The organism is Klebsiella sp. 141240 (assembly GCF_050600805.1).
GTDB classification, from domain to species: Bacteria; Pseudomonadota; Gammaproteobacteria; order Enterobacterales; family Enterobacteriaceae; genus Klebsiella; species Klebsiella aerogenes.
On the sequence record NZ_JAQIRK010000004.1, the window covers coordinates 162,454 to 184,784 of the forward strand.

Annotated in this window: 21 protein-coding genes, 2 tRNA genes and 2 other RNA genes; 14 read left to right on the plus strand and 11 right to left on the minus strand. The window is 51.1% G+C overall.

All coding sequences use genetic code 11. The features are described 5' to 3' along the window. Positions 1–45: 45 nt before the first annotated feature. Entirely contained in the window at positions 46–489 is a 444-nt protein-coding gene (locus tag PGQ95_RS09320) for an Lrp/AsnC family transcriptional regulator (RefSeq protein WP_049056889.1), read from the plus strand. Positions 490–606: 117 nt separating this feature from the next. Here PGQ95_RS09320 and PGQ95_RS09325 read toward each other — a convergent pair. The 6 genes from PGQ95_RS09325 to PGQ95_RS09350 all read right to left on the minus strand — a co-directional run bounded on the left by PGQ95_RS09325 (position 607) and on the right by PGQ95_RS09350 (position 2,672). Next, positions 607–739, minus strand: a non-coding RNA gene (locus tag PGQ95_RS09325) — RtT sRNA. A gap of 43 nt (positions 740–782) precedes the next feature. Then, positions 783–915: non-coding RNA, RtT sRNA (locus tag PGQ95_RS09330), on the minus strand. A 43-nt stretch (positions 916–958) separates the two neighbouring features. After that, a tRNA-Tyr gene (locus tag PGQ95_RS09335) sits at positions 959–1,043 on the minus strand. A 39-nt stretch (positions 1,044–1,082) separates the two neighbouring features. Then, positions 1,083–1,167, minus strand: a tRNA-Tyr gene (locus tag PGQ95_RS09340). A 159-nt stretch (positions 1,168–1,326) separates the two neighbouring features. Beyond that, complete coding sequence (gene purU / locus PGQ95_RS09345) at positions 1,327–2,169, minus strand: formyltetrahydrofolate deformylase (protein ID WP_087857947.1); 843 nt, start codon at positions 2,167–2,169, stop codon at positions 1,327–1,329. 44 nt (positions 2,170–2,213) lie between these two features. Continuing rightward, positions 2,214–2,672, minus strand: coding sequence for a YchJ family protein (locus tag PGQ95_RS09350; protein ID WP_113374297.1), 459 nt, complete (start codon positions 2,670–2,672; stop codon positions 2,214–2,216). A 110-nt stretch (positions 2,673–2,782) separates the two neighbouring features. On the opposite strand from PGQ95_RS09350, the gene rssA reads away from it, so the two are divergent. From rssA to galU, 3 genes are all read left to right on the plus strand, one after another. Next, positions 2,783–3,682, plus strand: a complete 900-nt coding sequence (gene rssA / locus PGQ95_RS09355; RefSeq protein WP_113374163.1) for a patatin-like phospholipase RssA — start codon at positions 2,783–2,785, stop codon at positions 3,680–3,682. 89 nt (positions 3,683–3,771) lie between these two features. Then, on the plus strand, positions 3,772–4,785 hold the full coding sequence (gene rssB, locus PGQ95_RS09360) for a two-component system response regulator RssB (protein ID WP_213316728.1): 1,014 nt from the start codon (positions 3,772–3,774) through the stop codon (positions 4,783–4,785). A 198-nt stretch (positions 4,786–4,983) separates the two neighbouring features. Next, positions 4,984–5,886, plus strand: coding sequence for a UTP--glucose-1-phosphate uridylyltransferase GalU (galU, locus tag PGQ95_RS09365; protein ID WP_045397556.1), 903 nt, complete (start codon positions 4,984–4,986; stop codon positions 5,884–5,886). 124 nt (positions 5,887–6,010) lie between these two features. On the opposite strand, the gene hns is transcribed toward galU, so the two are convergent. Then, complete coding sequence (hns, locus tag PGQ95_RS09370) at positions 6,011–6,418, minus strand: histone-like nucleoid-structuring protein H-NS (RefSeq protein ID WP_004103116.1); 408 nt, start codon at positions 6,416–6,418, stop codon at positions 6,011–6,013. 546 nt (positions 6,419–6,964) lie between these two features. Here hns and tdk point away from each other — a divergent pair. Further along, positions 6,965–7,585, plus strand: coding sequence for a thymidine kinase (tdk, locus tag PGQ95_RS09375; protein ID WP_045397553.1), 621 nt, complete (start codon positions 6,965–6,967; stop codon positions 7,583–7,585). A gap of 184 nt (positions 7,586–7,769) precedes the next feature. On the opposite strand, the gene adhE is transcribed toward tdk, so the two are convergent. Next, positions 7,770–10,448 (minus strand): bifunctional acetaldehyde-CoA/alcohol dehydrogenase, encoded by a 2,679-nt coding sequence (adhE, locus tag PGQ95_RS09380; protein WP_430917834.1) that lies wholly within the window; start codon positions 10,446–10,448, stop codon positions 7,770–7,772. A gap of 478 nt (positions 10,449–10,926) precedes the next feature. Here adhE and PGQ95_RS09385 point away from each other — a divergent pair, with 478 nt between their 5' ends. The 7 genes from PGQ95_RS09385 (at position 10,927) to PGQ95_RS09415 (ending at position 18,796) form a co-directional block, all read left to right on the plus strand. After that, positions 10,927–11,574 (plus strand): YchE family NAAT transporter, encoded by a 648-nt coding sequence (locus tag PGQ95_RS09385; protein WP_045397549.1) that lies wholly within the window; start codon positions 10,927–10,929, stop codon positions 11,572–11,574. A gap of 753 nt (positions 11,575–12,327) precedes the next feature. Then, complete coding sequence (gene oppA / locus PGQ95_RS09390) at positions 12,328–13,959, plus strand: oligopeptide ABC transporter substrate-binding protein OppA (protein ID WP_045397547.1); 1,632 nt, start codon at positions 12,328–12,330, stop codon at positions 13,957–13,959. A gap of 84 nt (positions 13,960–14,043) precedes the next feature. After that, positions 14,044–14,964: an oligopeptide ABC transporter permease OppB gene (oppB, locus tag PGQ95_RS09395; RefSeq protein ID WP_015367069.1), complete on the plus strand. Its 921-nt coding sequence runs from the start codon at positions 14,044–14,046 to the stop codon at positions 14,962–14,964. 14 nt (positions 14,965–14,978) lie between these two features. Beyond that, positions 14,979–15,887: an oligopeptide ABC transporter permease OppC gene (gene oppC / locus PGQ95_RS09400; protein ID WP_087857941.1), complete on the plus strand. Its 909-nt coding sequence runs from the start codon at positions 14,979–14,981 to the stop codon at positions 15,885–15,887. Positions 15,888–15,898: 11 nt separating this feature from the next. After that, positions 15,899–16,912, plus strand: coding sequence for an ABC transporter ATP-binding protein (locus PGQ95_RS09405; RefSeq protein WP_113374162.1), 1,014 nt, complete (start codon positions 15,899–15,901; stop codon positions 16,910–16,912). After that, positions 16,909–17,913: a murein tripeptide/oligopeptide ABC transporter ATP-binding protein OppF gene (gene oppF / locus PGQ95_RS09410; protein ID WP_059304977.1), complete on the plus strand. Its 1,005-nt coding sequence runs from the start codon at positions 16,909–16,911 to the stop codon at positions 17,911–17,913. Before PGQ95_RS09405 ends, oppF begins: the two co-directional genes overlap by 4 nt. A 16-nt stretch (positions 17,914–17,929) precedes the next feature. Continuing rightward, positions 17,930–18,796 (plus strand): ion transporter, encoded by an 867-nt coding sequence (locus PGQ95_RS09415; protein WP_162750197.1) that lies wholly within the window; start codon positions 17,930–17,932, stop codon positions 18,794–18,796. A gap of 68 nt (positions 18,797–18,864) precedes the next feature. On the opposite strand, the gene PGQ95_RS09420 is transcribed toward PGQ95_RS09415, so the two are convergent. Together PGQ95_RS09420 and cls are read right to left on the minus strand one after the other, a co-directional pair. Beyond that, the gene (locus PGQ95_RS09420; protein WP_015367064.1) at positions 18,865–19,194 is read right to left on the minus strand and encodes an HI1450 family dsDNA-mimic protein; all 330 of its coding nucleotides are present in this window, start codon (positions 19,192–19,194) and stop codon (positions 18,865–18,867) included. 34 nt (positions 19,195–19,228) lie between these two features. After that, positions 19,229–20,689 carry a cardiolipin synthase gene (gene cls / locus PGQ95_RS09425; protein ID WP_045397543.1) on the minus strand — a complete coding sequence of 487 codons (1,461 nt, stop codon included), beginning with the start codon at positions 20,687–20,689 and terminating at the stop codon, positions 19,229–19,231. Positions 20,690–20,833: 144 nt separating this feature from the next. Here cls and PGQ95_RS09430 point away from each other — a divergent pair, with 144 nt between their 5' ends. After that, positions 20,834–21,007 carry a YciY family protein gene (locus PGQ95_RS09430; RefSeq protein WP_086538044.1) on the plus strand — a complete coding sequence of 58 codons (174 nt, stop codon included), beginning with the start codon at positions 20,834–20,836 and terminating at the stop codon, positions 21,005–21,007. Between the two features lie 52 nt (positions 21,008–21,059). On the opposite strand, the gene PGQ95_RS09435 is transcribed toward PGQ95_RS09430, so the two are convergent. Further along, on the minus strand, positions 21,060–21,356 hold the full coding sequence (locus PGQ95_RS09435) for a YciI family protein (RefSeq protein WP_015367051.1): 297 nt from the start codon (positions 21,354–21,356) through the stop codon (positions 21,060–21,062). A gap of 210 nt (positions 21,357–21,566) precedes the next feature. Between PGQ95_RS09435 and tonB the strand changes: the two genes are divergently transcribed. Further along, entirely contained in the window at positions 21,567–22,307 is a 741-nt protein-coding gene (tonB, locus tag PGQ95_RS09440; protein ID WP_087857939.1) for a TonB system transport protein TonB, read from the plus strand. Positions 22,308–22,331 lie beyond the last annotated feature (24 nt).

The following is a 22,331-nucleotide window of genomic DNA, read 5'->3' on the forward strand; positions in this document are numbered from 1 at the left end:
ATAAGGTAAACACAGATGAATGCCTTTATTAATTAGGTGAAATAAATGGAATACATAATTGATGAAATAGACCGGGCGATTCTTGCCTGCCTGACGCAAGATGCCAGAGTTTCGCTTAAGGTATTGAGTGCGCAGGTGGGATTGACCTCGCCGAGTACCGCCGAGCGGGTAAAACGCCTTGAGGAAAAAGGGGTGATTCAGGGTTATAGCGCGCGGGTTAATCTGGCGGCTTTGGGATATAGCCTGCAGGCATTAGTTCGAGTGAGACCGCTACCGGGATTGCTGCAAAAAGTGGATAAATATATCCAGGCGATGCCGGAGTGTATTGAAAGCGACAAGGTCACCGGAGAGGATTGTTTTGTTATGCGTCTCGTGGTCCGTGATATTGCGCAGTTGGATACGATATTGGATGGTCTCGCGGAGTATGCGCAGTGCAATACGTCGGTGGTGAAGAGTTCACCGGTAAAAAGACGATTGCCCCCGCTGTGAGTTTTCCCGGAGGCGGTGCTGCGCACCTGTCCGGGCTACCAAACGGCACCACCTGTAACCTCGCTAAGCGAAGCGCGAGCGAGGAGATAGCAGAACAGGTGGCTGAAGAGAGTGCAACAGGAGTGGGGGAAGGATTACTCGGCGCTAAAGCGCCTCGCCCTTCGGGCCGTTGCCTGCGGCAACGTTCTCTCGCTGACGCTCGAGTCGAACCTTAATCGAAGCTTCTCATCCTTCCCCGTAGGGCAGAATATTAAGTATTGTAGGTAGATTAAACTGGGTATGACATGGGGAGATGGTGGTGGGGGAAGGATTACTCGGCGCTAAAGCGCCTCGCCCTTCGGGCCGTTGCCTGCGGCAACGTTCTCTCGCTGACGCTCGAGTCGAACCTTGGTCGAAGCTTCTCATCCTTCCCCGTAGGGCAGAATATAGAATATCGTAGGTAGATTAAGCTGGGTATTACAAGGAGAGATGGTGGTGGGGGAAGGATTCGAACCTTCGAAGTCGATGACGGCAGATTTACAGTCTGCTCCCTTTGGCCGCTCGGGAACCCCACCAGGGGTAAAATCAAATTGTAGGCTATTCAGCAAAATGAATGGTGGTGGGGGAAGGATTCGAACCTTCGAAGTCGATGACGGCAGATTTACAGTCTGCTCCCTTTGGCCGCTCGGGAACCCCACCACGGGGTAATGCTTTGTACTGGCCTGCTCCCTTCTCGGGAAGCGGGGCGCATCATACCAAATGACGCGCCCCTGTAAAGCATTCCTTTGACAAAATTAAACTGGTTGCCTGATTTTTACGCGTAACGCCGTAAAGCTAACCAATTCATTTCGCTGTTGATTAAAGAATGATCGTCCGGTTGCCGTAAACAAAGACGCGCTGCGCCAGTACCTGATATAGCGCACGGCTTAAGACATTTTTTTCAACGTCACGGCCCGCGCGCATCATATCTTCGGCGGTATAGGTATGATCGACGTGAATCACGTCCTGCATGATGATTGGGCCTTCATCCAGATTATCATTCACATAGTGGGCGGTGGCGCCAATGATCTTCACGCCGCGCTCATAGGCCTGGTGATACGGACGCGCGCCGATAAACGCCGGCAGGAACGAGTGGTGAATATTAATGATTTTGTTCGGGAAACGAGCGACAAACGCCGGAGTAAGCACGCGCATGTACTTTGCCAGTACCACGTAGTCCGGATCGTGGGCGGCTATCGCATCGCCCATCTGCTGGTCGTGCTCTTCGCGGCTCAATCCTTCATGGCTCACCAGCTCAAAGGGAATACCGAAACGTTCCACCAGCGTGCGCAGCGTTTCATGGTTGCCGATAACCGCGGCGATCTCGACATCCAGCCCGCCGTAGTTGGCTTTCATCAGCAGATCGCCGAGACAGTGCGCTTCTTTAGTGACCAGAATCACCACCCGGCGACGGCCGGCCGGGTTGAGTTCACGGATTGAGCCTTCCGGCAGCGCGCTATCGAGGTCGGCCAGCAGAGTGGCGTCGTTAAAGATACCTTCGAGCTCGGTACGCATGAAGAAACGACCGGTACGGTGGTCGACAAACTCATTGTTCTGCACGATGTTTAACTCGTGCTTGTAGCAGATATTCGTGATACGCGCGATGAGGCCTTTCTGATCAGGGCAAATGGTGCGTAGTACTTTACGTTGTAATGAATGCATCGCGGGGGAAATCCTGTTGTGTTTGCAATTGCTGATGCCGGGCCTTACTGGCCGCAGCATTTTTTAAATTTTTTACCTGAACCGCAAGGGCAGGGGTCATTACGACCAATTAATGGTCGGGTGCCGTCAATATAGTACCACTGTCCGTTTTCTTTTAAGAATCTGGAACGTTCAATAATCGCGCCGGGACGGTTATCTTCAGTAAAGCGAGCGATAAAGCTGACGAAACCTTCATCGGGGCTACGCCCGTTATCGGTAGCGAAAACGGTTAAACCGAGCCACTGCGTGTTAGCAAAGCCTTTTTCGATATCGGCGCGAAAACGTGGTGCTTCACAGCCTGGATGCCAGGTTTTGATTAAATAATCGACATCTTTCATCACGAATGCGCTATAACGGGAACGCATCAGCTGTGACGGGCTCGGCGCAAGCTGACCGCCAGTCAGATATCGCTGGCAACATGAGCTATACTCGAGAGCGCTGCCACAGGGGCATAATTGCGACAAAATCGCCTCCATGGAAAAGAATAACGGCGCCAGAGCGCCAAAGTGCATTATGTTAACTGAGCGATGGCGCTAATGTCATGCTCGGAGTGGAAGGATATGTATCTGTACTAATGAGAAAGTTGAAGATTGGTTTAGCGCTAGGGGCTGGCGCCGCGCGCGGTTGGTCGCATATCGGCGTGATAAAAGCGCTGCATCGGGCAGGAATTGATGTCGATGTAGTGGCAGGATGTTCTATTGGTGCCTTAGTCGGTGCGGCATACGCCTGCAATCGTCTCCCTGCGTTGGAAAAGTGGGTTAGCTCCTTTAGCAACTGGGATGTGCTGCGATTGATGGATCTCTCCTGGAGGCGCGGCGGTTTGTTACGCGGCGAGCGGGTGTTCAATCAATACCGGCAAATTATGCCCGTTGCGCAAATTGAAGAGTGCGAACGTCGTTTTGCCGCCGTGGCGACTAACCTGAGCACCGGGCGTGAATTATGGTTTACGGAAGGTGACCTGCACATGGCGGTCCGCGCTTCTTGTAGTATGCCGGGCCTGATGTCGCCGGTGATGCATAACGGCTACTGGCTGGTAGATGGTGCGGTGGTCAATCCGGTTCCGGTCTCGCTAACGCGAGCCTTGGGGGCGGATATTGTGATTGCCGTCGACCTCCAGCATGACGCCCATCTTATGCAGCAGGACCTGTTATCAATCGAATCGCCGCGCCCGGAGCCGATAGAGGAGCTCAGTTGGCATTCCCGCCTGCGATCCCGGTTGGGGAGAATGAGCTCTCGCCGTACGACAATAACTCCCACGGCGATGGAGATTATGTCTACCTCGATTCAGGTGCTGGAAAACCGTCTGAAACGTAATCGTATGGCAGGCGATCCGCCAGATATCCTGTTACAGCCGTTTTGTCCGCAAATTTCCACTCTTGATTTTCATCGTGCTGGCGAAGCGATGGCCGCAGGACAGCTGGCCGTTGAGAAAAAAATGGATGAATTATTACCCTTGGTGCGCACTTCCGCGTAGCGCACTTGTCCAACACTTAAGTAAATTCTGACAGGCGATAGCGTGAATAGCGTGCCACTATTTAATTATCGTCAGCCAGGGGAGAGAACATGACGCAGCCATTGGCGGGAAAACAGATTCTGATAGTAGAAGACGAACCCGTTTTCCGCTCTCTTCTGGATAGCTGGCTCACTTCACTGGGGGCGACCATCCGCCAGGCGGAAGACGGCATTGAGGCGCTGCAGCAAATCGCGATTTCGAAACCAGATCTGATGATTTGTGATATCTCGATGCCGAGAATGAACGGCCTGGAGCTGGTTGAACAGGTTCGCAACCAGGGTGAACAACTTCCTATTTTGATGATTTCCGCGACCGAAAACATGGCGGACATTGCCAAAGCGCTGCGTCTTGGCGTGCAGGACGTCTTACTGAAGCCGGTAAAAGATTTTAATCGCTTGCGTGAAACGGTGTATGCATGTCTCTACCCGACAATGTTTAGTTCTCGAGTAGAAGAGGAAGAGCGATTATTTGAAGACTGGGATGCGTTAGTTAGCGATCCCCTGGCGGCGTCAAGGTTATTGCAGGAGCTTCAGCCGCCGGTACAGCAGGAGATATCTCATTGTCGCATTCATTACCGCCAGCTTATCTCTGCAGATAAACCGGGGCTGGTGCTGGATATTGCGCCGTTATCAGAAAACGATCTGGCGTTTTATTGCCTGGATGTTACCCGTGCCGGTGATAATGGCGTTCTGGCTGCATTATTATTACGTGCTTTGTTTAATGGCTTGCTGCAAGAACAGCTCGCTCATCAGGGGCAGCGCCTGCCGGAAATGGGCGCATTGTTAAAACAAGTTAACCAATTACTCCGCCAGGCCAATTTACCAGGTCAATTCCCATTGTTGGTTGGTTATTATCACAGCGGATTAAAAAATTTGATTCTGGTTTCTGCAGGTCTTAACGGCACGTTGAATACCGGTGAGCATAAAATTCAAATTAGTAACGGCGTTCCGTTAGGAACGTTGGGCAACGCATACCTCAACCAAATTAGCCAGCGCTGTACTTCATGGCAGTGCCAAATTTGGGGCGCGGGGGGACGTTTACGACTGATGTTGTCTGCAGAATGAACAATTCTATCTATTTTTAGTAGGTGGGATTACCGGGCCTACATTTCCGGTGGTACTATCACTGCGTTTTATGCGTAAAAGTCCTAATTCGAGGGTATCCAAACCTTTTCAGACCAGGTTTAACTGATCAGACTGATATACTCGATGCGTTATTTATTGACGATTAAGTTCAAAAAACGAACAGTCCAGGAGATTTCAATGGCTGCCCTTAATTCTAAAGTAAGAAAAGCTGTTATCCCGGTAGCGGGATTAGGCACCAGGATGCTACCCGCCACCAAGGCTATTCCGAAAGAAATGCTGCCACTGGTAGATAAACCATTAATCCAATATGTTGTTAACGAATGTATCGCCGCTGGGATTACTGAAATTGTTCTGGTGACACACTCTTCGAAAAACTCTATTGAAAACCATTTCGATACCAGCTTCGAACTCGAAGCGATGCTGGAAAAACGTGTAAAACGTCAGCTTCTGGAAGAAGTTCAGTCTATTTGTCCGCCGCACGTTACCATCATGCAGGTACGTCAGGGGCTGGCTAAAGGTCTGGGTCATGCGGTGCTGTGCGCGCATCCCGTTGTCGGCGACGAGCCGGTTGCGGTTATTCTGCCGGACGTTATTCTGGACGAATATGAGTCCGATCTGACCCGTGATAACCTGGCGGAAATGATTGCTCGCTTTGACGAAACGGGCGCCAGCCAGATCATGGTTGAGCCGGTTGATGACGTTACGGCTTATGGTGTTGTTGATTGCAAAGGCGAAAGCCTGCAGCCTGGCGAAAGCGTGCCGATGGTCGGCGTTGTTGAGAAGCCGAAGGCAGACGTCGCGCCATCTAATCTGGCGGTTGTCGGCCGTTATGTACTGAGCGCCGATATTTGGCCGCTGCTGGCTAAAACCCCTCCGGGAGCCGGCGATGAAATTCAGCTGACTGATGCTATTGATATGCTGATCGAGAAAGAGACCGTGGAAGCCTACCACATGAAAGGCAAAAGCCATGACTGCGGTAATAAGCTCGGTTATATGCAGGCCTTCGTAGAATATGGCGTTCGCCATAAGACTTTGGGCGAAGACTTTAAAGCCTGGCTTGAGCAAGCTGTCGCGAAGTAATATTCGTCGCCAGAACAACCGGGTCGCCTGATAGCGATCCGGTTTTTTTATGCCTGATACTTTAGCGCGTAGCGATAAAAAAAATCCCGCCGAAGCGGGATTTTTATATCAAGCATAAAGCTAATTAGAGCAGGAAATCGTCCAGTGTTTTACCTTGCTCATCCATTGCTTTCTTGATGACTGCCGGAGTACGACCCTGGCCAGTCCAGGTTTTAGTTTCGCCGTTTTCATCAACGTAGCTGTATTTAGCCGGACGTGCAGCACGTTTAGTTTTGGTGCCAGCTTTAACTGCCGCCATGGTGCTCAGCAGTTCATTCGGATCAATACCGTCAGCGATCAGCATTTCGCGGTACTGTTGCAGTTTACGAGTACGCTCTTCAATTTCTGCAGCAGCGGCGCTTTCTTCTTCGCGACGTTCGTTAACAACAACTTCTAATTTTTCCAGCATCTCTTCAAGCGTTTCAAGGGTGCATTCTCTTGCCTGCGCACGAAGAGTACGGATGTTGTTCAAAATTTTAAGTGCTTCGCTCATTGTAGTAATCTCAAACTTATATTGTGGGGTGGTTTGTTGAAGTAATAATAGAGCGATAAAATCAGATGTGCAATAGGGGAGAATGTAAGGAATTCAAAATTACTTGTTATTTGTCTGGTTGATTAAATAATTTAAGTTAAATTTTCGCGCGACCTCACATCTTCTCGCTTATAGCTTAAGCATACGCACTGGCGCTAAAACCATGAGTCAGGATGATTTTCCCGCGTTTCGAGAGTAAATTTATACTTCACGTGGATAAATATCGCTCTTCAGTTTTAGCGCATTAGTTACGGTGATGCTTAATATAAATTGGCGGCCAAAACCCATTATAGTTGTCCGGAGAATGGCGGTTTAAGCACAAAACGACAATGATTTGTATCCGCTGGCGCGGCGACGGTGGTGCCTGACGCTATTCATTCGCTGGTCGTTTCATTTTTTGTAAAGCATTATCAGCCTGCCAGCAATACCCCCTGTGAAAGCACGGTCGGCTCGGTAATATATGATACAATTGCGCGGTAAAACACATTGATTGGGGTTACGCAGCCGATGGCACAACTTTATTTTTACTATTCTGCAATGAATGCCGGTAAGTCTACCGCGCTGTTGCAGTCTTCGTACAATTACCAGGAACGAGGGATGCGTACCGTCGTTTATACCGCTGAAATTGACGACCGTTTTGGTTCTGGCAAAGTGAGCTCGCGAATCGGGCTCTCTTCGCCGGCGCGGCTGTATAATCCTCAGACGTCGTTATATGCCGATATCGCGTCGGAGCATGCCCGCCAGCCCATTCATTGCGTGCTGGTGGACGAGAGCCAGTTCCTGACCCGTGAACAGGTCCACGAGCTCTCTGAAGTGGTGGATGAGCTCGATATCCCGGTATTGTGCTACGGATTGCGTACGGACTTTCGCGGTGAGTTATTTAGCGGTAGTCAGTATTTGTTAGCATGGTCAGATAAGCTGGTTGAATTAAAAACGATTTGCTTCTGTGGGCGAAAGGCAAGCATGGTTTTACGTCTTGATCAGGAAGGGCGCCCGTACAATGAGGGGGAGCAGGTAGTTATTGGCGGTAATGAGCGCTACGTTTCCGTCTGTCGTAAGCATTATAAAGAGGCGCTGAATATCGGTTCGTTAACCCAGGTGCAAAGTAAGCTGCGTCACTGCGAATAATTCTTTAATTTCATTACCTTCAGGCGCCTATATGGCGCCTGTTGTCTTTTATGGAATCGGTTCCTGTATTCAGATATTACCAGGTTTATTGTCTTTTGTACTTCTGTAGGCAAACGTTAATAAAGTATGAAAATAAAAAAAGCCCCATCAATAGATGGGGCTTCGTTCATATCAATGCCGTGAATTAAGCGGATTTTTTCGCTTTTTTCTCTGCTTTGACTGGCGCTGCTTCTTTTTTCACAGCCGCAGCTTCGCCTTCGACAAAGTCACGACCGTAGTAGGTATCCAGCAGAATCTGTTTCAGCTCGGCGATCAGAGGGTAGCGCGGGTTAGCGCCGGTGCACTGGTCATCAAAGGCGTCTTCAGACAGCTTATCAACGTGAGCCAGGAAGTCAGCTTCCTGAACGCCGGCTTCGCGGATAGATTTCGGAATACCCAGTTCAGCTTTCAGGCTTTCCAGCCATGCCAGCAGTTTCTCGATTTTCGCAGCAGTGCGGTCGCCCGGAGCGCTCAGACCCAGGTGGTCTGCGATCTCGGCATAACGACGGCGCGCCTGCGGACGGTCATACTGACTGAATGCGGTCTGCTTGGTCGGGTTGTCATTCGCGTTATAGCGGATAACGTTGCAGATCAGCAGGGCGTTTGCCAGACCGTGCGGAATGTGGAACTGCGAGCCCAGTTTGTGAGCCATTGAGTGGCACACGCCCAGGAAGGCGTTAGCAAACGCGATACCAGCGATAGTGGCGGCACTGTGCACACGTTCACGGGCTACCGGGTTTTTAGAACCTTCATGGTAAGAGGCCGGCAGATACTCTTTCAGCAGTTTCAGCGCCTGCAGAGCCTGACCATCAGAGAACTCAGAGGCCAGTACGGAAACGTAAGCTTCCAGGGCGTGAGTCACGGCATCCAGACCACCGAAGGCACAGAGAGACTTCGGCATATCCATGACGAGGTTGGCATCGACAATCGCCATATCCGGAGTCAGCGCGTAGTCGGCCAGCGGATATTTCTGTCCAGTTGCATCGTCGGTTACCACGGCGAACGGGGTAACTTCAGAACCGGTACCGGAAGTGGTGGTAATGGCAACCATCTTGGCTTTGACGCCCATTTTCGGGAACTTGTAGATACGTTTACGGATATCCATAAAGCGCAGCGCCAGTTCTTCGAAGTGGGTTTCCGGGTGCTCATACATGACCCACATGATTTTGGCAGCATCCATCGGGGAACCGCCGCCCAGCGCGATGATTACGTCTGGTTTGAAGGAGTTGGCCAGATCCGCGCCTTTACGCACGATGGTCAGCGTTGGGTCAGCTTCAACTTCAAAGAATACTTCGGTTTCTACGCCAGCCGCTTTCAATACGGAAGTGATCTGGTCTGCATAACCGTTGTTGAACAGGAAGCGGTCAGTCACAATCAGCGCGCGTTTGTGACCATCAGTAATCACTTCATCCAGTGCGATTGGCAGTGAGCCACGACGGAAGTAGATAGATTTCGGAAGTTTATGCCACAACATGTTTTCAGCTCGCTTAGCAACGGTTTTCTTGTTGATCAGGTGTTTCGGACCAACGTTTTCAGAGATGGAGTTACCACCCCAGGAACCACAACCCAGAGTCAGGGAAGGTGCGAGTTTGAAGTTATACAGGTCGCCGATACCACCCTGAGAAGCCGGGGTGTTGATCAGGATACGCGCGGTTTTCATCATCTGGCCGAAGTAGGCCACGCGAGTCGGCTGGTTGTCCTGGTCGGTGTACAGGCAGGAGGTATGGCCGATACCGCCCATAGCGACCAGTTTTTCTGCTTTATTGACCGCGTCTTCGAAATCTTTCGCACGGTACATTGCCAGCGTCGGGGACAGTTTTTCGTGAGCGAACGGTTCGCTTTCGTCAACGTCGGTAACTTCGCCGATCAGAATCTTAGTGGTGGCCGGCACGGTGAAGCCCGCCAGTTCGGCGATTTTTGCCGCTGGCTGACCAACGATAGCCGCGTTCAGCGCGCCATTTTTCAGGATAATGTCCTGAACGGCTTTCAGTTCTTTGCCCTGCAGCAGGTAGCCGCCGTGGCTGGCAAAGCGTTCGCGAACGGCATCGTATACAGAGTCAACGACGACGACAGACTGTTCAGAAGCACAGATAACGCCGTTATCGAAGGTTTTTGACATCAGTACGGACGCTACTGCGCGTTTAATATCGGCAGTTTCATCGATAACAACCGGCGTGTTGCCTGCGCCAACGCCGATAGCTGGTTTACCAGAACTATAAGCGGCTTTAACCATACCTGGGCCACCGGTGGCGAGGATCAGGTTGATGTCAGGGTGGTGCATCAATGCATTAGACAGTTCTACTGAAGGTTGGTCGATCCAACCAATCAAATCTTTCGGCGCGCCTGCGGCAATCGCCGACTGCAATACAATATCCGCCGCCTTGTTAGTTGCGTCTTTAGCACGCGGGTGCGGAGAGAAGATGATGGCGTTACGCGTCTTCAGGCTGATCAGCGATTTGAAGATTGCCGTTGAGGTTGGGTTGGTAGTCGGGACGATACCGCAAATAATACCGATTGGTTCAGCAATGGTGATGGTACCGAAAGTGTCGTCTTCAGACAGGACGCCACAGGTTTTTTCATCTTTATAGGCGTTGTAGATATATTCGGAGGCGAAGTGGTTTTTGATCACTTTATCTTCAATAATACCCATGCCGGATTCGGCAACGGCCATTTTTGCGAGAGGGATTCGAGCATCTGCAGCGGCCAGAGCGGCGGCACGGAAGATCTTATCAACTTGTTCTTGAGTGAAACTGGCATATTCACGCTGGGCTTTTTTTACGCGCTCTACAAGTGCGTTAAGTTCAGCGACATTAGTAACAGCCATAATGCTCTCCTGATAATGTTAAACTTTTTTAGTAAAACAGTAGCTCGATTCGACATTATAGACAGGCTGTTAACAGCTTGCATGTAAATGTTAACGTAAAGATTTCTAACGCTTTGAACACACTGATTTACTAAAAAAGCTTTGTCTTACTACGCACTCAGGTACTTCGGCCTTTCACTCTGTTGGTGTAGCCAAGATTACTCACTTCTGAGTATGAATTACGTGATTTGGATCAATATTTGGCGATGCTGATACCTTTCAGCAGGGCAATAATTGACCAGTTAAATCATGAGGAGTGATAAGGTATGCATATTTAATGAATAAAGCGCATACATTAAACAAATATATAACAAATAAAATCAATCAGCCGCGGCTGCATATTTGAGATGAATTGTGGCTATGAAAAGGGTATCTTCTGCCAAATTAATTCGTACTGACGCTGTCAACAGCCTTTTTTAATGGTGCTGCGGAGTTCACTGTGACCCTACCGTTGTTTGATTTCGCTGTTTATTTTAAATTTTTTATCGGCCTGTTCGCGCTGGTCAATCCGGTCGGCATCATTCCGGTTTTCATTAGTATGACCAGTTATCAGACGGCGCTGGTACGTAATAAGACGAATCTGACGGCTAACCTGTCGGTGGCTATCATCCTCCTTACCTCGCTTTTCCTCGGTGATGGAATCTTGCAAATTTTCGGCATCTCAATTGATTCTTTCCGTATCGCGGGGGGGATCCTGGTGGTGACTATCGCCATGTCGATGATCAGCGGGAAACTCGGCGAGGATAAACAAAACAAACAGGAAAAGTCGGAGACGGCCATTCGTGAAAGCATCGGTGTCGTACCGTTAGCGCTGCCTTTAATGGCGGGGCCGGGGGCGATAAGTTCCACGATCGTGTGGGGCACGCGTTATCACTCAATTGCCCATCTGATCGGTTTTTCAATCGCCATTGCGCTGTTTGCCGCCTGTTGTTGGGGAATCTTTCGCATGGCCCCATGGTTGGTCAGATTGCTGGGGCAGACCGGAATTAACGTCATTACGCGTATCATGGGTCTGTTGCTGATGGCTTTAGGGATCGAGTTTATCGTCACCGGGATTAAAGCGCTGTTTCCTGGATTAACAGGGTGACTGACGCAGCAGACGCGGGGCGCTGAGCCTCGCGTTTGAAAGATTATTAGCAAAACTTATCCCTGTCGTTGCTATAAATGGCAAGCGATAACTTTTGCTGATAATGATTTTATTTTATATTTATCATATTGTTAGTTGTTTTTATTCTATCTCGTCAGACTGTTTTTCTCCCCTCATCACTGTTATTTTTGTCACATCATTCTCTGGCGCTTGCTGTCGGATCATCGAAATGATATTAGTAATTTCTTCGAGACAGCAGATTAATGTGCTAAAAATTAGACAATTGTTAAATTTTTGTGCAAAAAAGCAACTTTGCGTACAGAGCGGGAACGTAAAACGACAGGGTGTTCCTATCTGTGTGATTTTAAACGCTATTTTTGATTTTTAAACGTCATAAGTCTCAGGTTAAGCACGGTAAAAAAAACAATAAAAGAGAATCCGGTAACATATTTGCAAATTGCATTGGCGGACAAGAAACCGTTTTGGTACTTTCCGGCCTGATCGCTAACTAAATAATGTGCACAAATGAGAATTATTATTACATAACTCATTGTGCCGGCATTCCCCCTCTGGACAGGGGATAAAGAATCGACGTCAAGGCTGCCGTTTGAGCGGTCGTAATAAATAAGTCGGTGATAGCAAGCAGTAGAATCTGACAGCGGCAAAGACTCCTGCACTGTACAGAATCCCTATAAGGGAAAAATAACAGGCTGGTTAAATAACCAGTAATTATAATGAGTGGAGTAACAACACATGACCATCATCACTAAAAAAAGTCTGGTAGCGGCGGGAATTTTATCTGCGCTCATCACCGCAAATGTTGCTATGGCAGCTGATGTCCCTGCCGGGGTGCAACTGGCGGATAAACAAACGCTGGTACGTAATAACGGGGCAGAGGTGCAATCTCTGGATCCGCATAAAATTGAAGGTGTACCGGAGTCCAACGTTAACCGCGATCTGTTTGAAGGGTTAGTGATTGGCGATCTTAACGGCCATCCAGTTCCGGGCGTTGCCGAATCGTGGGATAACAAGGATTTTAAAGTCTGGACTTTCCATATTCGCAAAGATGCCAAATGGTCCGACGGTTCACCGGTTACCGCGCAAGATTTCGTTTATAGCTGGCAGCGTCTGGCCGACCCGAAAACGGCATCACCTTACGCCAGCTATCTCCAGTACGGCCATGTGGCTAACGTCGATGAGATTATTGCCGGCAAAAAACCGGCAACCGATCTCGGCGTCAAAGCAATCGATGACAAAACATTTGAAGTCACGCTGAGCGAACCGGTCCCGTATTTCTATAAACTCCTCGTCCATCCATCTGTTTCTCCAGTACCAAAAGCCGCCATCGAAAAATATGGCGAGAAATGGACGCAGCCTGCGAATATCGTCACCAACGGCGCCTATAAATTAAAAGACTGGGTGGTGAACGAACGTATTGTGCTCGAGCGTAATACGAATTACTGGGACAACGCCAAAACCGTTATTAACCAGGTAACTTACCTGCCAATTTCTTCTGAAGTTACCGATGTCAACCGCTACCGCAGCGGCGAAATCGACATGACCTATAACAACATGCCGATTGAACTGTTCCAGAAGCTGAAAAAAGAGATCCCGAAAGAAGTTCACGTCGATCCTTATCTGTGTACTTATTATTACGAAATCAATAACCAGAAAGCGCCGTTTACCGACGTACGCGTCCGTACCGCGCTTAAACTGGCGCTGGATCGCGATATTATCGTTAATAAAGTGAAAAACCAGGGCGATCTGCCGGCTTACAGTTATACCCCGCCATACACCGACGGCATGAAACTCGTTGAGCCGGAGTGGTTCAAATGGTCTCAGGACAAGCGTAATGAAGAAGCGAAAAAATTGCTGGCGGAAGCCGGCTATACCGCTGATAAGCCGCTGACCTTTAACCTGCTGTATAACACCTCTGATTTACATAAAAAACTGGCTATCGCCGTGGCGTCCATCTGGAAGAAAAACCTTGGCGCTAACGTTAAGCTGGAAAATCAGGAGTGGAAAACCTTCCTCGATAGCCGTCATCAGGGCACCTTCGATGTCGCGCGCGCCGGCTGGTGCGCTGATTACAATGAGCCGACATCGTTCCTGAACACCATGCTCAGCGACAGCTCTAACAACACGGCGCATTATAAGAGCCCGGCATTCGATAAGATCATCGGCGATACTCTGCAGGTCACCGATGAAGCGAAACGTGCCGAGCTGTACGCGCAGTCCGAACAACAGCTGGATAAAGATTCCGCGATTGTTCCTGTTTACTACTATGTGAACGCACGCCTGGTTAAACCGTGGGTTGGCGGTTATACCGGTAAAGACCCGTTGGATAATATTTACGTGAAGAACCTTTATATTATCAAACATTAATGGCAAGACGTGGGGCAGGCTGAGCTTGCCCCACCGTGTCTGAATTCATCGCACTCGATAGGCACAGGCCAGAAGGTACGGGCAATGTTAAAATTCATATTACGTCGCTGTCTGGAAGCGATTCCGACGCTATTTATTCTTATTACTATCTCTTTCTTCATGATGCGCCTCGCGCCGGGCAGTCCTTTTACCGGTGAACGCACGCTGCCGCCGGAAGTCATGGCGAACATTGAAGCGAAATATCATTTAAACGACCCCATCATGACCCAGTACTTCAATTATCTGAAGCAACTGGCGCACGGTGATTTCGGTCCTTCCTTCAAATATAAAGATTATTCGGTGAACGATCTGGTTGCATCAAGCTTCCCGGTTTCCGCCAAATTGGGCCTTGCAGCCTTCTTATTAGCCGTGATTCTTGGCGTTAGCGCCGGGGTTATTGCCGCCTTAAAACAGAATACCAAATGGGACTACGCGGTGATGGGGGTGGCAATGACCGGCGTCGTCATACCGAGTTTCGTGGTGGCGCCGCTGCTGGTGATGATTTTCGCCATCACGCTGCACTGGCTGCCTGGCGGCGGCTGGAACGGCGGGGCGCTGAAATTTATGATCCTGCCGATGGTGGCGTTATCGCTGGCCTATATTGCCAGTATCGCCCGTATCACCCGCGGTTCGATGATTGAAGTTTTGCACTCTAACTTCATCCGCACCGCGCGGGCGAAAGGCCTGCCGATGCGCAGAATTATCTTCCGTCACGCGCTGAAGCCTGCGTTGCTGCCGGTGCTTTCCTATATGGGCCCGGCGTTCGTTGGCATTATCACTGGCTCAATGGTTATCGAGACAATTTACGGCCTGCCGGGTATTGGCCAGTTATTCGTCAACGGCGCGCTTAACCGCGACTACTCGCTGGTGCTCAGCCTGACGATTCTGGTCGGCGCGCTGACCATTCTGTTTAACGCGATCGTCGACGTGCTGTACGCCGTCATCGATCCGAAAATTCGCTACTGAAGCCGGAGTTCGCCATGATGTTAAGTAAGAAAAATAGCGAGGCGCTGGAGAACTTCAGTGAGAAACTGGAAGTTGAAGGCCGTAGCCTGTGGCAGGACGCGCGTCGCCGCTTTATGCATAACCGCGCGGCGGTGGCCAGCCTGATTGTGCTGGTGATTATTGCGTTGTTTGTGACTATCGCTCCAATGCTGTCGCAGTTCTCCTATTTCGATACCGACTGGGGAATGATGTCTAACGCTCCGGATATGGAGTCTGGTCACTATTTTGGCACCGATTCATCCGGTCGCGACCTGCTGGTGCGCGTGGCGATTGGCGGACGCATATCGCTGATGGTTGGCGTGGCTGCGGCGCTGGTGGCGGTGATCCTCGGCACCCTCTATGGTTCGCTTTCCGGTTATCTCGGCGGCAAAGTGGACTCGGTGATGATGCGTTTACTGGAAATCCTCAACTCCTTCCCGTTCATGTTCTTCGTGATCCTGCTGGTGACCTTCTTTGGTCAGAACATCCTGCTGATCTTTGTGGCTATCGGGATGGTGTCGTGGCTGGATATGGCGCGTATCGTACGCGGTCAGACCCTGAGTCTGAAACGTAAAGAGTTCATCGAAGCCGCGCAGGTCGGCGGGGTCTCCACCGCGAATATCGTTATTCGTCATATTGTGCCGAACGTCCTGGGTGTGGTGGTGGTTTACGCTTCACTGCTGGTACCCAGCATGATTCTGTTCGAATCCTTCCTGAGCTTCCTCGGCCTTGGCACCCAGGAACCGCTGAGCAGTTGGGGCGCGTTACTCAGTGATGGCGCCAACTCAATGGAAGTCTCGCCGTGGCTGTTGTTGTTCCCTGCCGGTTTCCTGGTGGTAACGCTGTTTTGTTTTAACTTTATCGGCGATGGCCTGCGTGATGCCCTCGACCCGAAAGACCGCTAAGGAGCGCCGTCATGAGCACAATTGAAATGGCTAAAGCGCCGCAGGCCGCGCAGCAAAGCGGTCTGCTGCTGGATGTGAAGGATCTTCGGGTGACGTTTAAAACGCCGGACGGCGATGTCACCGCGGTTAACGATCTGAATTTTAACCTGCGGGCCGGCGAAACCTTAGGAATCGTCGGTGAGTCAGGTTCCGGGAAATCGCAAACGGCATTCGCGCTAATGGGGCTTTTGGCCGCGAATGGTCATATTAGCGGTTCCGCCACTTTTAACGGTCGCGAAATCCTTAATTTGCCCGAGCGCGATCTGAATAAGCTGCGTGCCGAACAGATTTCGATGATTTTCCAGGACCCGATGACGTCGTTGAACCCTTATATGCGGGTTGGCGAGCAGCTGATGGAAGTGCTGATGCTGCATAAAGGACTGAGCAAAGCCGCGGCTTTTGAAGAGTCGGTAAGAATGCTCGATGCGGTGAAGATGCCGGAAGCACGTAAGCGCATGAAGATGTTCCCGCACGAGTTCTCCGGCGGGATGCGCCAGCGCGTGATGATTGCCATGGCGCTGTTATGTCGGCCAAAACTGCTGATTGCCGATGAACCGACCACCGCGTTGGACGTTACCGTGCAGGCGCAGATCATGACCCTGCTTAACGAGCTGAAGCGCGAGTTTAACACCGCGATTATTATGATTACCCACGACCTCGGCGTGGTAGCGGGGATCTGCGATAAGGTTCTGGTGATGTATGCCGGGCGTACCATGGAATACGGTCAGGCGCGCGACGTCTTCTATCAACCGTCGCACCCGTACTCGATTGGTTTACTCAATGCGGTACCGCGTCTCGATGGCGAAGGCGATTCCTTGCTAACGATTCCTGGTAACCCGCCGAACCTGCTGCGTCTGCCGAAAGGCTGTCCGTTCCAGCCGCGCTGCCCGCATGCCATGGAAATCTGTAATAGCGCTCCGCCTCTGGAGTCGTTTGCGCCAGGCCGCCTGCGCGCTTGCTTTAAACCGGTAGGGGATCTGCTATGAACGCCGTGATCGAACAAAGAAAAGTGCTGCTCGAAATTGCCGATCTGAAAGTGCATTTTGATATTAAAGATGGCAAGCAGTGGTTCTGGCAACCGTCAAAAACGCTCAAAGCGGTTGATGGGGTCACTCTGCGCCTGTATGAAGGCGAAACGCTGGGCGTGGTCGGCGAATCCGGTTGCGGTAAATCAACCTTCGCCCGCGCCATTATCGGTCTGGTGAAAGCTACTGACGGTAAAGTCGCCTGGCTGGGTAAAGACCTGCTGGGCATGAAACCGGAAGAGTGGCGCGATGTGCGCAGCGATATCCAGATGATCTTCCAGGATCCGCTGGCCTCACTGAATCCGCGTATGACCATTGGCGAAATTATCGCTGAACCGCTGCGGACCTATCATCCTAAGATGTCTCGTCAGGAAGTGCGCGATCGCGTGAAGGCGATGATGATGAAGGTCGGCCTGTTGCCGAACCTGATTAACCGCTATCCGCATGAATTCTCCGGCGGCCAATGTCAGCGCATTGGTATCGCTCGCGCGCTGATCCTTGAGCCTAAATTGATTATTTGCGATGAGCCAGTATCGGCGCTGGACGTTTCCATTCAGGCGCAGGTGGTGAACTTACTACAGCAGCTGCAGCGGGAGATGGGGCTGTCGTTGATTTTTATCGCCCACGACCTGGCGGTAGTGAAACACATTTCCGACCGCGTGTTGGTCATGTATTTAGGCCATGCGGTGGAGTTGGGCACCTATGATGAGGTGTATCATAATCCGCTGCATCCTTATACCAAAGCGCTGATGTCGGCCGTACCGGTGCCGGATCCGGATCTGGAGAAGAATAAAACCATCCAACTATTGGAAGGGGAATTACCTTCACCGATTAATCCGCCTTCGGGTTGCGTATTTCGCACCCGATGTCCATTGGCCGGGCCCGAATGCGCCAAAACGCGGCCGGTGCTGGAGGGCAGTTTCCGCCATGCGGTTTCCTGCCTGAAGGTAGACCCGTTATAATCACTCGGGCTGACTGATGTCAGCCCTTTTTTATTGTGAGGTTAACGTGGCAGTTTCGCTCTCCGCCGCCCGTTTGCGGCTATACCATCTACTCTTCGATCAAACTCGTCGCTCCGGCCGTCGTTTTGAAGGGCTTTGCGGTTTATTCGCCCTGTTAAGCGTGGTCATTATTTTTGTTGAGTCCGGACTCGGCTCGCAATATCACCTGTCGCTTGATGAGTGGCATGTTTTTGTTTGGCTGGAGTTGGGGGTTACCGCGGTCTTCACCGCAGAATATATTCTACGCGTTATAAGCTGGCCGAATCCGCTACGCTATATCTTCAGCTTCTGGGGATTTATCGATCTGGCGACCGTTTTACCGCTGTATGTGATGTGGTTATGGCCGGAAATGAGCCTCGAGTATGTCTTTGCCTGGCGGGCCATGCGGGTTATCCGGGCGCTACGTATTCTCAAACTGCTGCGCTTTATGCCGTCGCTGAATATTTTTTGGCGGGCTATCGTCAGCGCCCGTCATCAGCTCATTCTGTTTTACTCGTTTATTGCTATTGTGATGGTGATTTTCGGCTCGCTGATGTATTTAATTGAAGGGCCGCAATACGGGTTTACCACCTTAAATGCTTCGGTCTATTGGGCAATCGTCACCATTACTACCGTGGGATACGGCGACATTACGCCACATACTCCATTAGGGCGGATACTCGCCTCTGTACTTATTCTCATCGGTTATTCTATCATCGCCATCCCAACCGGGCTGATAACGACACATATGACTACGGCGTTGCAAAACCGACGCGCTCGCCGCGTTTGCCCAAACTGCAATAACGCCGAGCATGATAAAAATGCCCGTTTCTGCCACGCTTGCGGAACAGAATTACCGCAATAACGTATAGAACAAAAAGCCTGCCGATATTACTGTCGGCAGGCTTTTTTACAGGCGCATTAGCTTAATGCTTATTCGCGCCACAGAATATGGCACAGTTTGTGATCTTTTTCCCGGCACAGCAGAACGCGAGCGAAAATATCGTTGATCTCGCCGCCATCGGTATCGGCAAGGCCAATAACGACTTCGGCGAAGAAATCTGGATTGAGGTCGTAATCGACATGCTCTTGCCAGTCTTCCGCCGGGTCAAACAGTTCTGCGCCGCCGCGCTCCTCAAACTGCAGGTTGAAAAGGATGATATCTGCCGGGTCGAGGTTATCCGCCGCCAGCTCAAGAAAGATATCGTAAGCCTGTTCGAGCGTTTCGTCTTCGGTCAGGCGATTGTTTAAATCCATATCCATGATTGCTACCCGTTAAGCATCTGATGGGCACGTTTTACAGCAACGGGCTGAAGAAGTAAAACAGTCGCTCTGCGATCCGCTGCCATAGCGGGCGTTTGGCCCACAATTTTGCATCCAGCAGGCGTGAACGGGAGATGTAATCGTCCTGCACCGCCGCCAGGTCGCCGCCGAAGCCCACGTCGTCGATCGCCAGCGTGATCTCGAAATTAAGCCACAGGCTGCGCATATCGAGATTAACGGTACCGACCAGGCTCAATTCGCCATCCACCAGCACGCTTTTGGTATGTAGCAGGCCGCCTTCGAATTGGTAAATTTTCACGCCAGCGGCAAGCAGTTCAGTGAAGAAGGCGCGGCTGGCCCAGCCTACCAGCAGGGAGTCGTTTTTGCGCGGCATAATAATACTGACCTCGACGCCGCGCTGGGCTGCGGTACAGATGGCGTGCAGCAGGTCATCGCTGGGGACGAAGTAGGGGGTGGTCATAATCAGGTGTTCTTTCGCCGCATAGGCTGCGGTTAACAACGCTTGATGAATCAAATCTTCCGGGAAGCCGGGACCGGATGCAATGGTATGAATGGTATGCCCGTTAGCCTCTTCAAACGGCATGATGTTGACGTCCGGCGGCGGGGGCAAAATTCGCTTGCCGGTTTCAATTTCCCAGTCGCAGGAGTAGACGATACCCATCGCCGTCGCCACCGGGCCTTCCATTCGCGCCATCAGATCGACCCACTGACCGACGCCGGAATCCTGTTTGAAGTAGCGCGGATCGACCATATTCATGCTGCCGGTGTAGGCGATATAGTTGTCAATCATCACCATTTTACGGTGCTGACGTAGATCCATGCGGCGTAAGAACACGCGCATCAGGTTAACTTTAAGCGCTTCAACCACCTCGATACCGGCGTTACGCATCATGGCCGCCCACGGGCTGCGGAAAAAGGCGACGCTACCGGCTGAATCGAGCATTAGTCGACAATGCACGCCGCGACGCGCGGCGGCCATCAACGATTCCGCCACCTGGTCGGCCATCCCGCCGGGCTGCCAGATGTAGAACACCATTTCGATGTTATGCCGCGCCAGCTGGATGTCTCGAATCAGCGCCTGCATCACATCATCAGATTCGGTCAGCAGCTGTAGCTGGTTACCTTTTACGCCAGCGATCCCCTGGCGACGTTCACAGAGTTTGAACAGTGATTCGGCAACCGGGCTATTTTCTTCAGCAAAGATATGTTTGCAGCTTTTCAGGTCCGTTAGCCATTTGGCGGTGGAGGGCCACATGGCGCGAGCGCGCTCGGCTCGACGCTTACCAAGATGCAGTTCGCCGAAGGAGAGGTAAGCGATAATTCCCACCAGCGGCAGGATATAAATAATCAGTAACCATGCCATGGCGGAAGGTACCGCGCGGCGTTTCATTAGAATGCGTAATGTAACACCGGCAATCAACAGCCAGTACCCCAGAATGACCAGCCAGTTTACGACCGTGTAAAAGGTTGTCATAGATGAAAAATCCTTTTGAATAGCCCGATGCCATGAGTTTACGCATCATCATCCATCTGGCAAATAAAAACGCAGCGAAAGCGATGGTCAGACAGATTCATCGGTTTATAATGAGGGCTGTTTTTCACTCGTAGAGTAGTAGCAATGAAGCGTAGTAGAACGGAAGTAGGGCGCTGGCGCATGCTTAGACAGGTAAGTCGCCGTAAATCGCGCTGGCTGGAAGCCCAATCTCGCCGCAACATGCGGATTCTTTCAATCAGGAAGTGCCTGGTCAAACGGCAACGTCATGCTTTGCTGTTCACCTTCTCTGAATTCTGAGAGTTAAAACGAAAGGCACCGCTTGCGGTGCCTCTGTGTTTTAAGTTATTGATTAAAATACTTTTTTGTAAGGTTTCACCGAGACGTGCTGATAGACGCCCGCGGCGATATAGGGGTCATCGTTGGCCCAGGACTGCGCCGCTTCCAGCGATTCAAATTCTGCGATAACCGTTGAGCCGCTAAATCCTGCCGCGCCAGGTTCATTGCTATCTACCGCGGGCATCGGGCCTGCGGTCAGTAAACGGCCTTCATCATGTAATAGTTGTAGGCGCGCCAGATGGGCAGGGCGCACCGCCTGGCGTTTTTCCAGAGAATCGGCGATATCTTCTGCGTAGATGACGTAAAGCACGGCAAGGCTCCTTAATCAAAAAATAGGCAAATCACGTGACGTGAAAGCGTTATGAGCAGCAATGTAAGATGCGCACGCCTTTAGCATGCCACGGCACGCCGGTTTTTTTCCACAAAACGAGGCAAAATTTGATGCAGGATAACACGCCTTATTGAATATGATTGCTATTTGCATTTAAAATCAGGGCATCATTTTTCAACAGAAACGACTATGAGCGCAATGACCCTTGATTTACCTCGCCGCTTTCCGTGGCCAACGCTGCTGTCCGTGGCTATCCACGGTGCCGTTGTGGCGGGGTTGCTTTATACCTCGGTACATCAGGTTATTGAAAAGCCTTCGCCTTCACAGCCAATCGAAATAACAATGGTGGCGCCGGCGGATTTAGAGCCTCCGCAGGCGGCGCAGCCGGTCGTTGAACCCGTTGTTGAACCGGAGCCGGAACCGGAGCCTGAAGTGGTGCCTGAGCCGCCAAAAGAGGCGCCAGTGGTTATTCACAAACCGGAACCGAAGCCCAAACCTAAGCCGAAACCAAAGCCTAAACCAGAGAAAAAAGTCGAGCCGAAACGCGAGGTGAAACCCGCTGAGCCGCGCCCGGTCTCGCCGTTTGAGAACAGCAATACGGCGCCTGCGCGTACCGCGCCGAGTACGACGGCGGCAACGGCAAAACCGATGACTACCGCGCCGAGCGGTCCTAAAGCGTTGAAACGCGGCGACCCTTCTTACCCGCAACGTGCCCAGGCGCTGCGTATTGAAGGTGATGTGCGCGTGAAATTTGATGTTACTGCCGATGGTCGCGTGGAGAATATTCAGATACTCTCTGCGAAGCCGGCCAATATGTTTGAGCGTGATGTCAAAACAGCGATGCGCAAATGGCGCTACGAGGCAGGCAAGCCGGGCACTGGTTTGACGATGAACATCAAATTCCGCTTAAACGGCGTAAAAATGGATTAAACTTGCTGAAGAAAAAGGCCCCTT

Coding starts and splice junctions, on each gene's coding strand:
- purU (WP_087857947.1), bottom strand. CDS start 2,169: ATGCATTCATTACAACGTAAAGTACTACGCACCATTTGCCCTGATCAG.
- hns (WP_004103116.1), bottom strand. CDS start 6,418: ATGAGCGAAGCACTTAAAATTTTGAACAACATCCGTACTCTTCGTGCG.
- adhE (WP_430917834.1), bottom strand. CDS start 10,448: ATGGCTGTTACTAATGTCGCTGAACTTAACGCACTTGTAGAGCGCGTA.
- tonB (WP_087857939.1), top strand. CDS start 21,567: ATGAGCGCAATGACCCTTGATTTACCTCGCCGCTTTCCGTGGCCAACG.
- PGQ95_RS09420 (WP_015367064.1), bottom strand. CDS start 19,194: ATGGATATGGATTTAAACAATCGCCTGACCGAAGACGAAACGCTCGAA.
- oppB (WP_015367069.1), top strand. CDS start 14,044: ATGTTAAAATTCATATTACGTCGCTGTCTGGAAGCGATTCCGACGCTA.
- oppA (WP_045397547.1), top strand. CDS start 12,328: ATGACCATCATCACTAAAAAAAGTCTGGTAGCGGCGGGAATTTTATCT.
- oppC (WP_087857941.1), top strand. CDS start 14,979: ATGATGTTAAGTAAGAAAAATAGCGAGGCGCTGGAGAACTTCAGTGAG.
- PGQ95_RS09430 (WP_086538044.1), top strand. CDS start 20,834: ATGAAGCGTAGTAGAACGGAAGTAGGGCGCTGGCGCATGCTTAGACAG.
- cls (WP_045397543.1), bottom strand. CDS start 20,689: ATGACAACCTTTTACACGGTCGTAAACTGGCTGGTCATTCTGGGGTAC.
- PGQ95_RS09405 (WP_113374162.1), top strand. CDS start 15,899: ATGAGCACAATTGAAATGGCTAAAGCGCCGCAGGCCGCGCAGCAAAGC.
- rssB (WP_213316728.1), top strand. CDS start 3,772: ATGACGCAGCCATTGGCGGGAAAACAGATTCTGATAGTAGAAGACGAA.
- PGQ95_RS09415 (WP_162750197.1), top strand. CDS start 17,930: ATGTCAGCCCTTTTTTATTGTGAGGTTAACGTGGCAGTTTCGCTCTCC.
- rssA (WP_113374163.1), top strand. CDS start 2,783: ATGAGAAAGTTGAAGATTGGTTTAGCGCTAGGGGCTGGCGCCGCGCGC.
- tdk (WP_045397553.1), top strand. CDS start 6,965: ATGGCACAACTTTATTTTTACTATTCTGCAATGAATGCCGGTAAGTCT.
- galU (WP_045397556.1), top strand. CDS start 4,984: ATGGCTGCCCTTAATTCTAAAGTAAGAAAAGCTGTTATCCCGGTAGCG.
- oppF (WP_059304977.1), top strand. CDS start 16,909: ATGAACGCCGTGATCGAACAAAGAAAAGTGCTGCTCGAAATTGCCGAT.
- PGQ95_RS09320 (WP_049056889.1), top strand. CDS start 46: ATGGAATACATAATTGATGAAATAGACCGGGCGATTCTTGCCTGCCTG.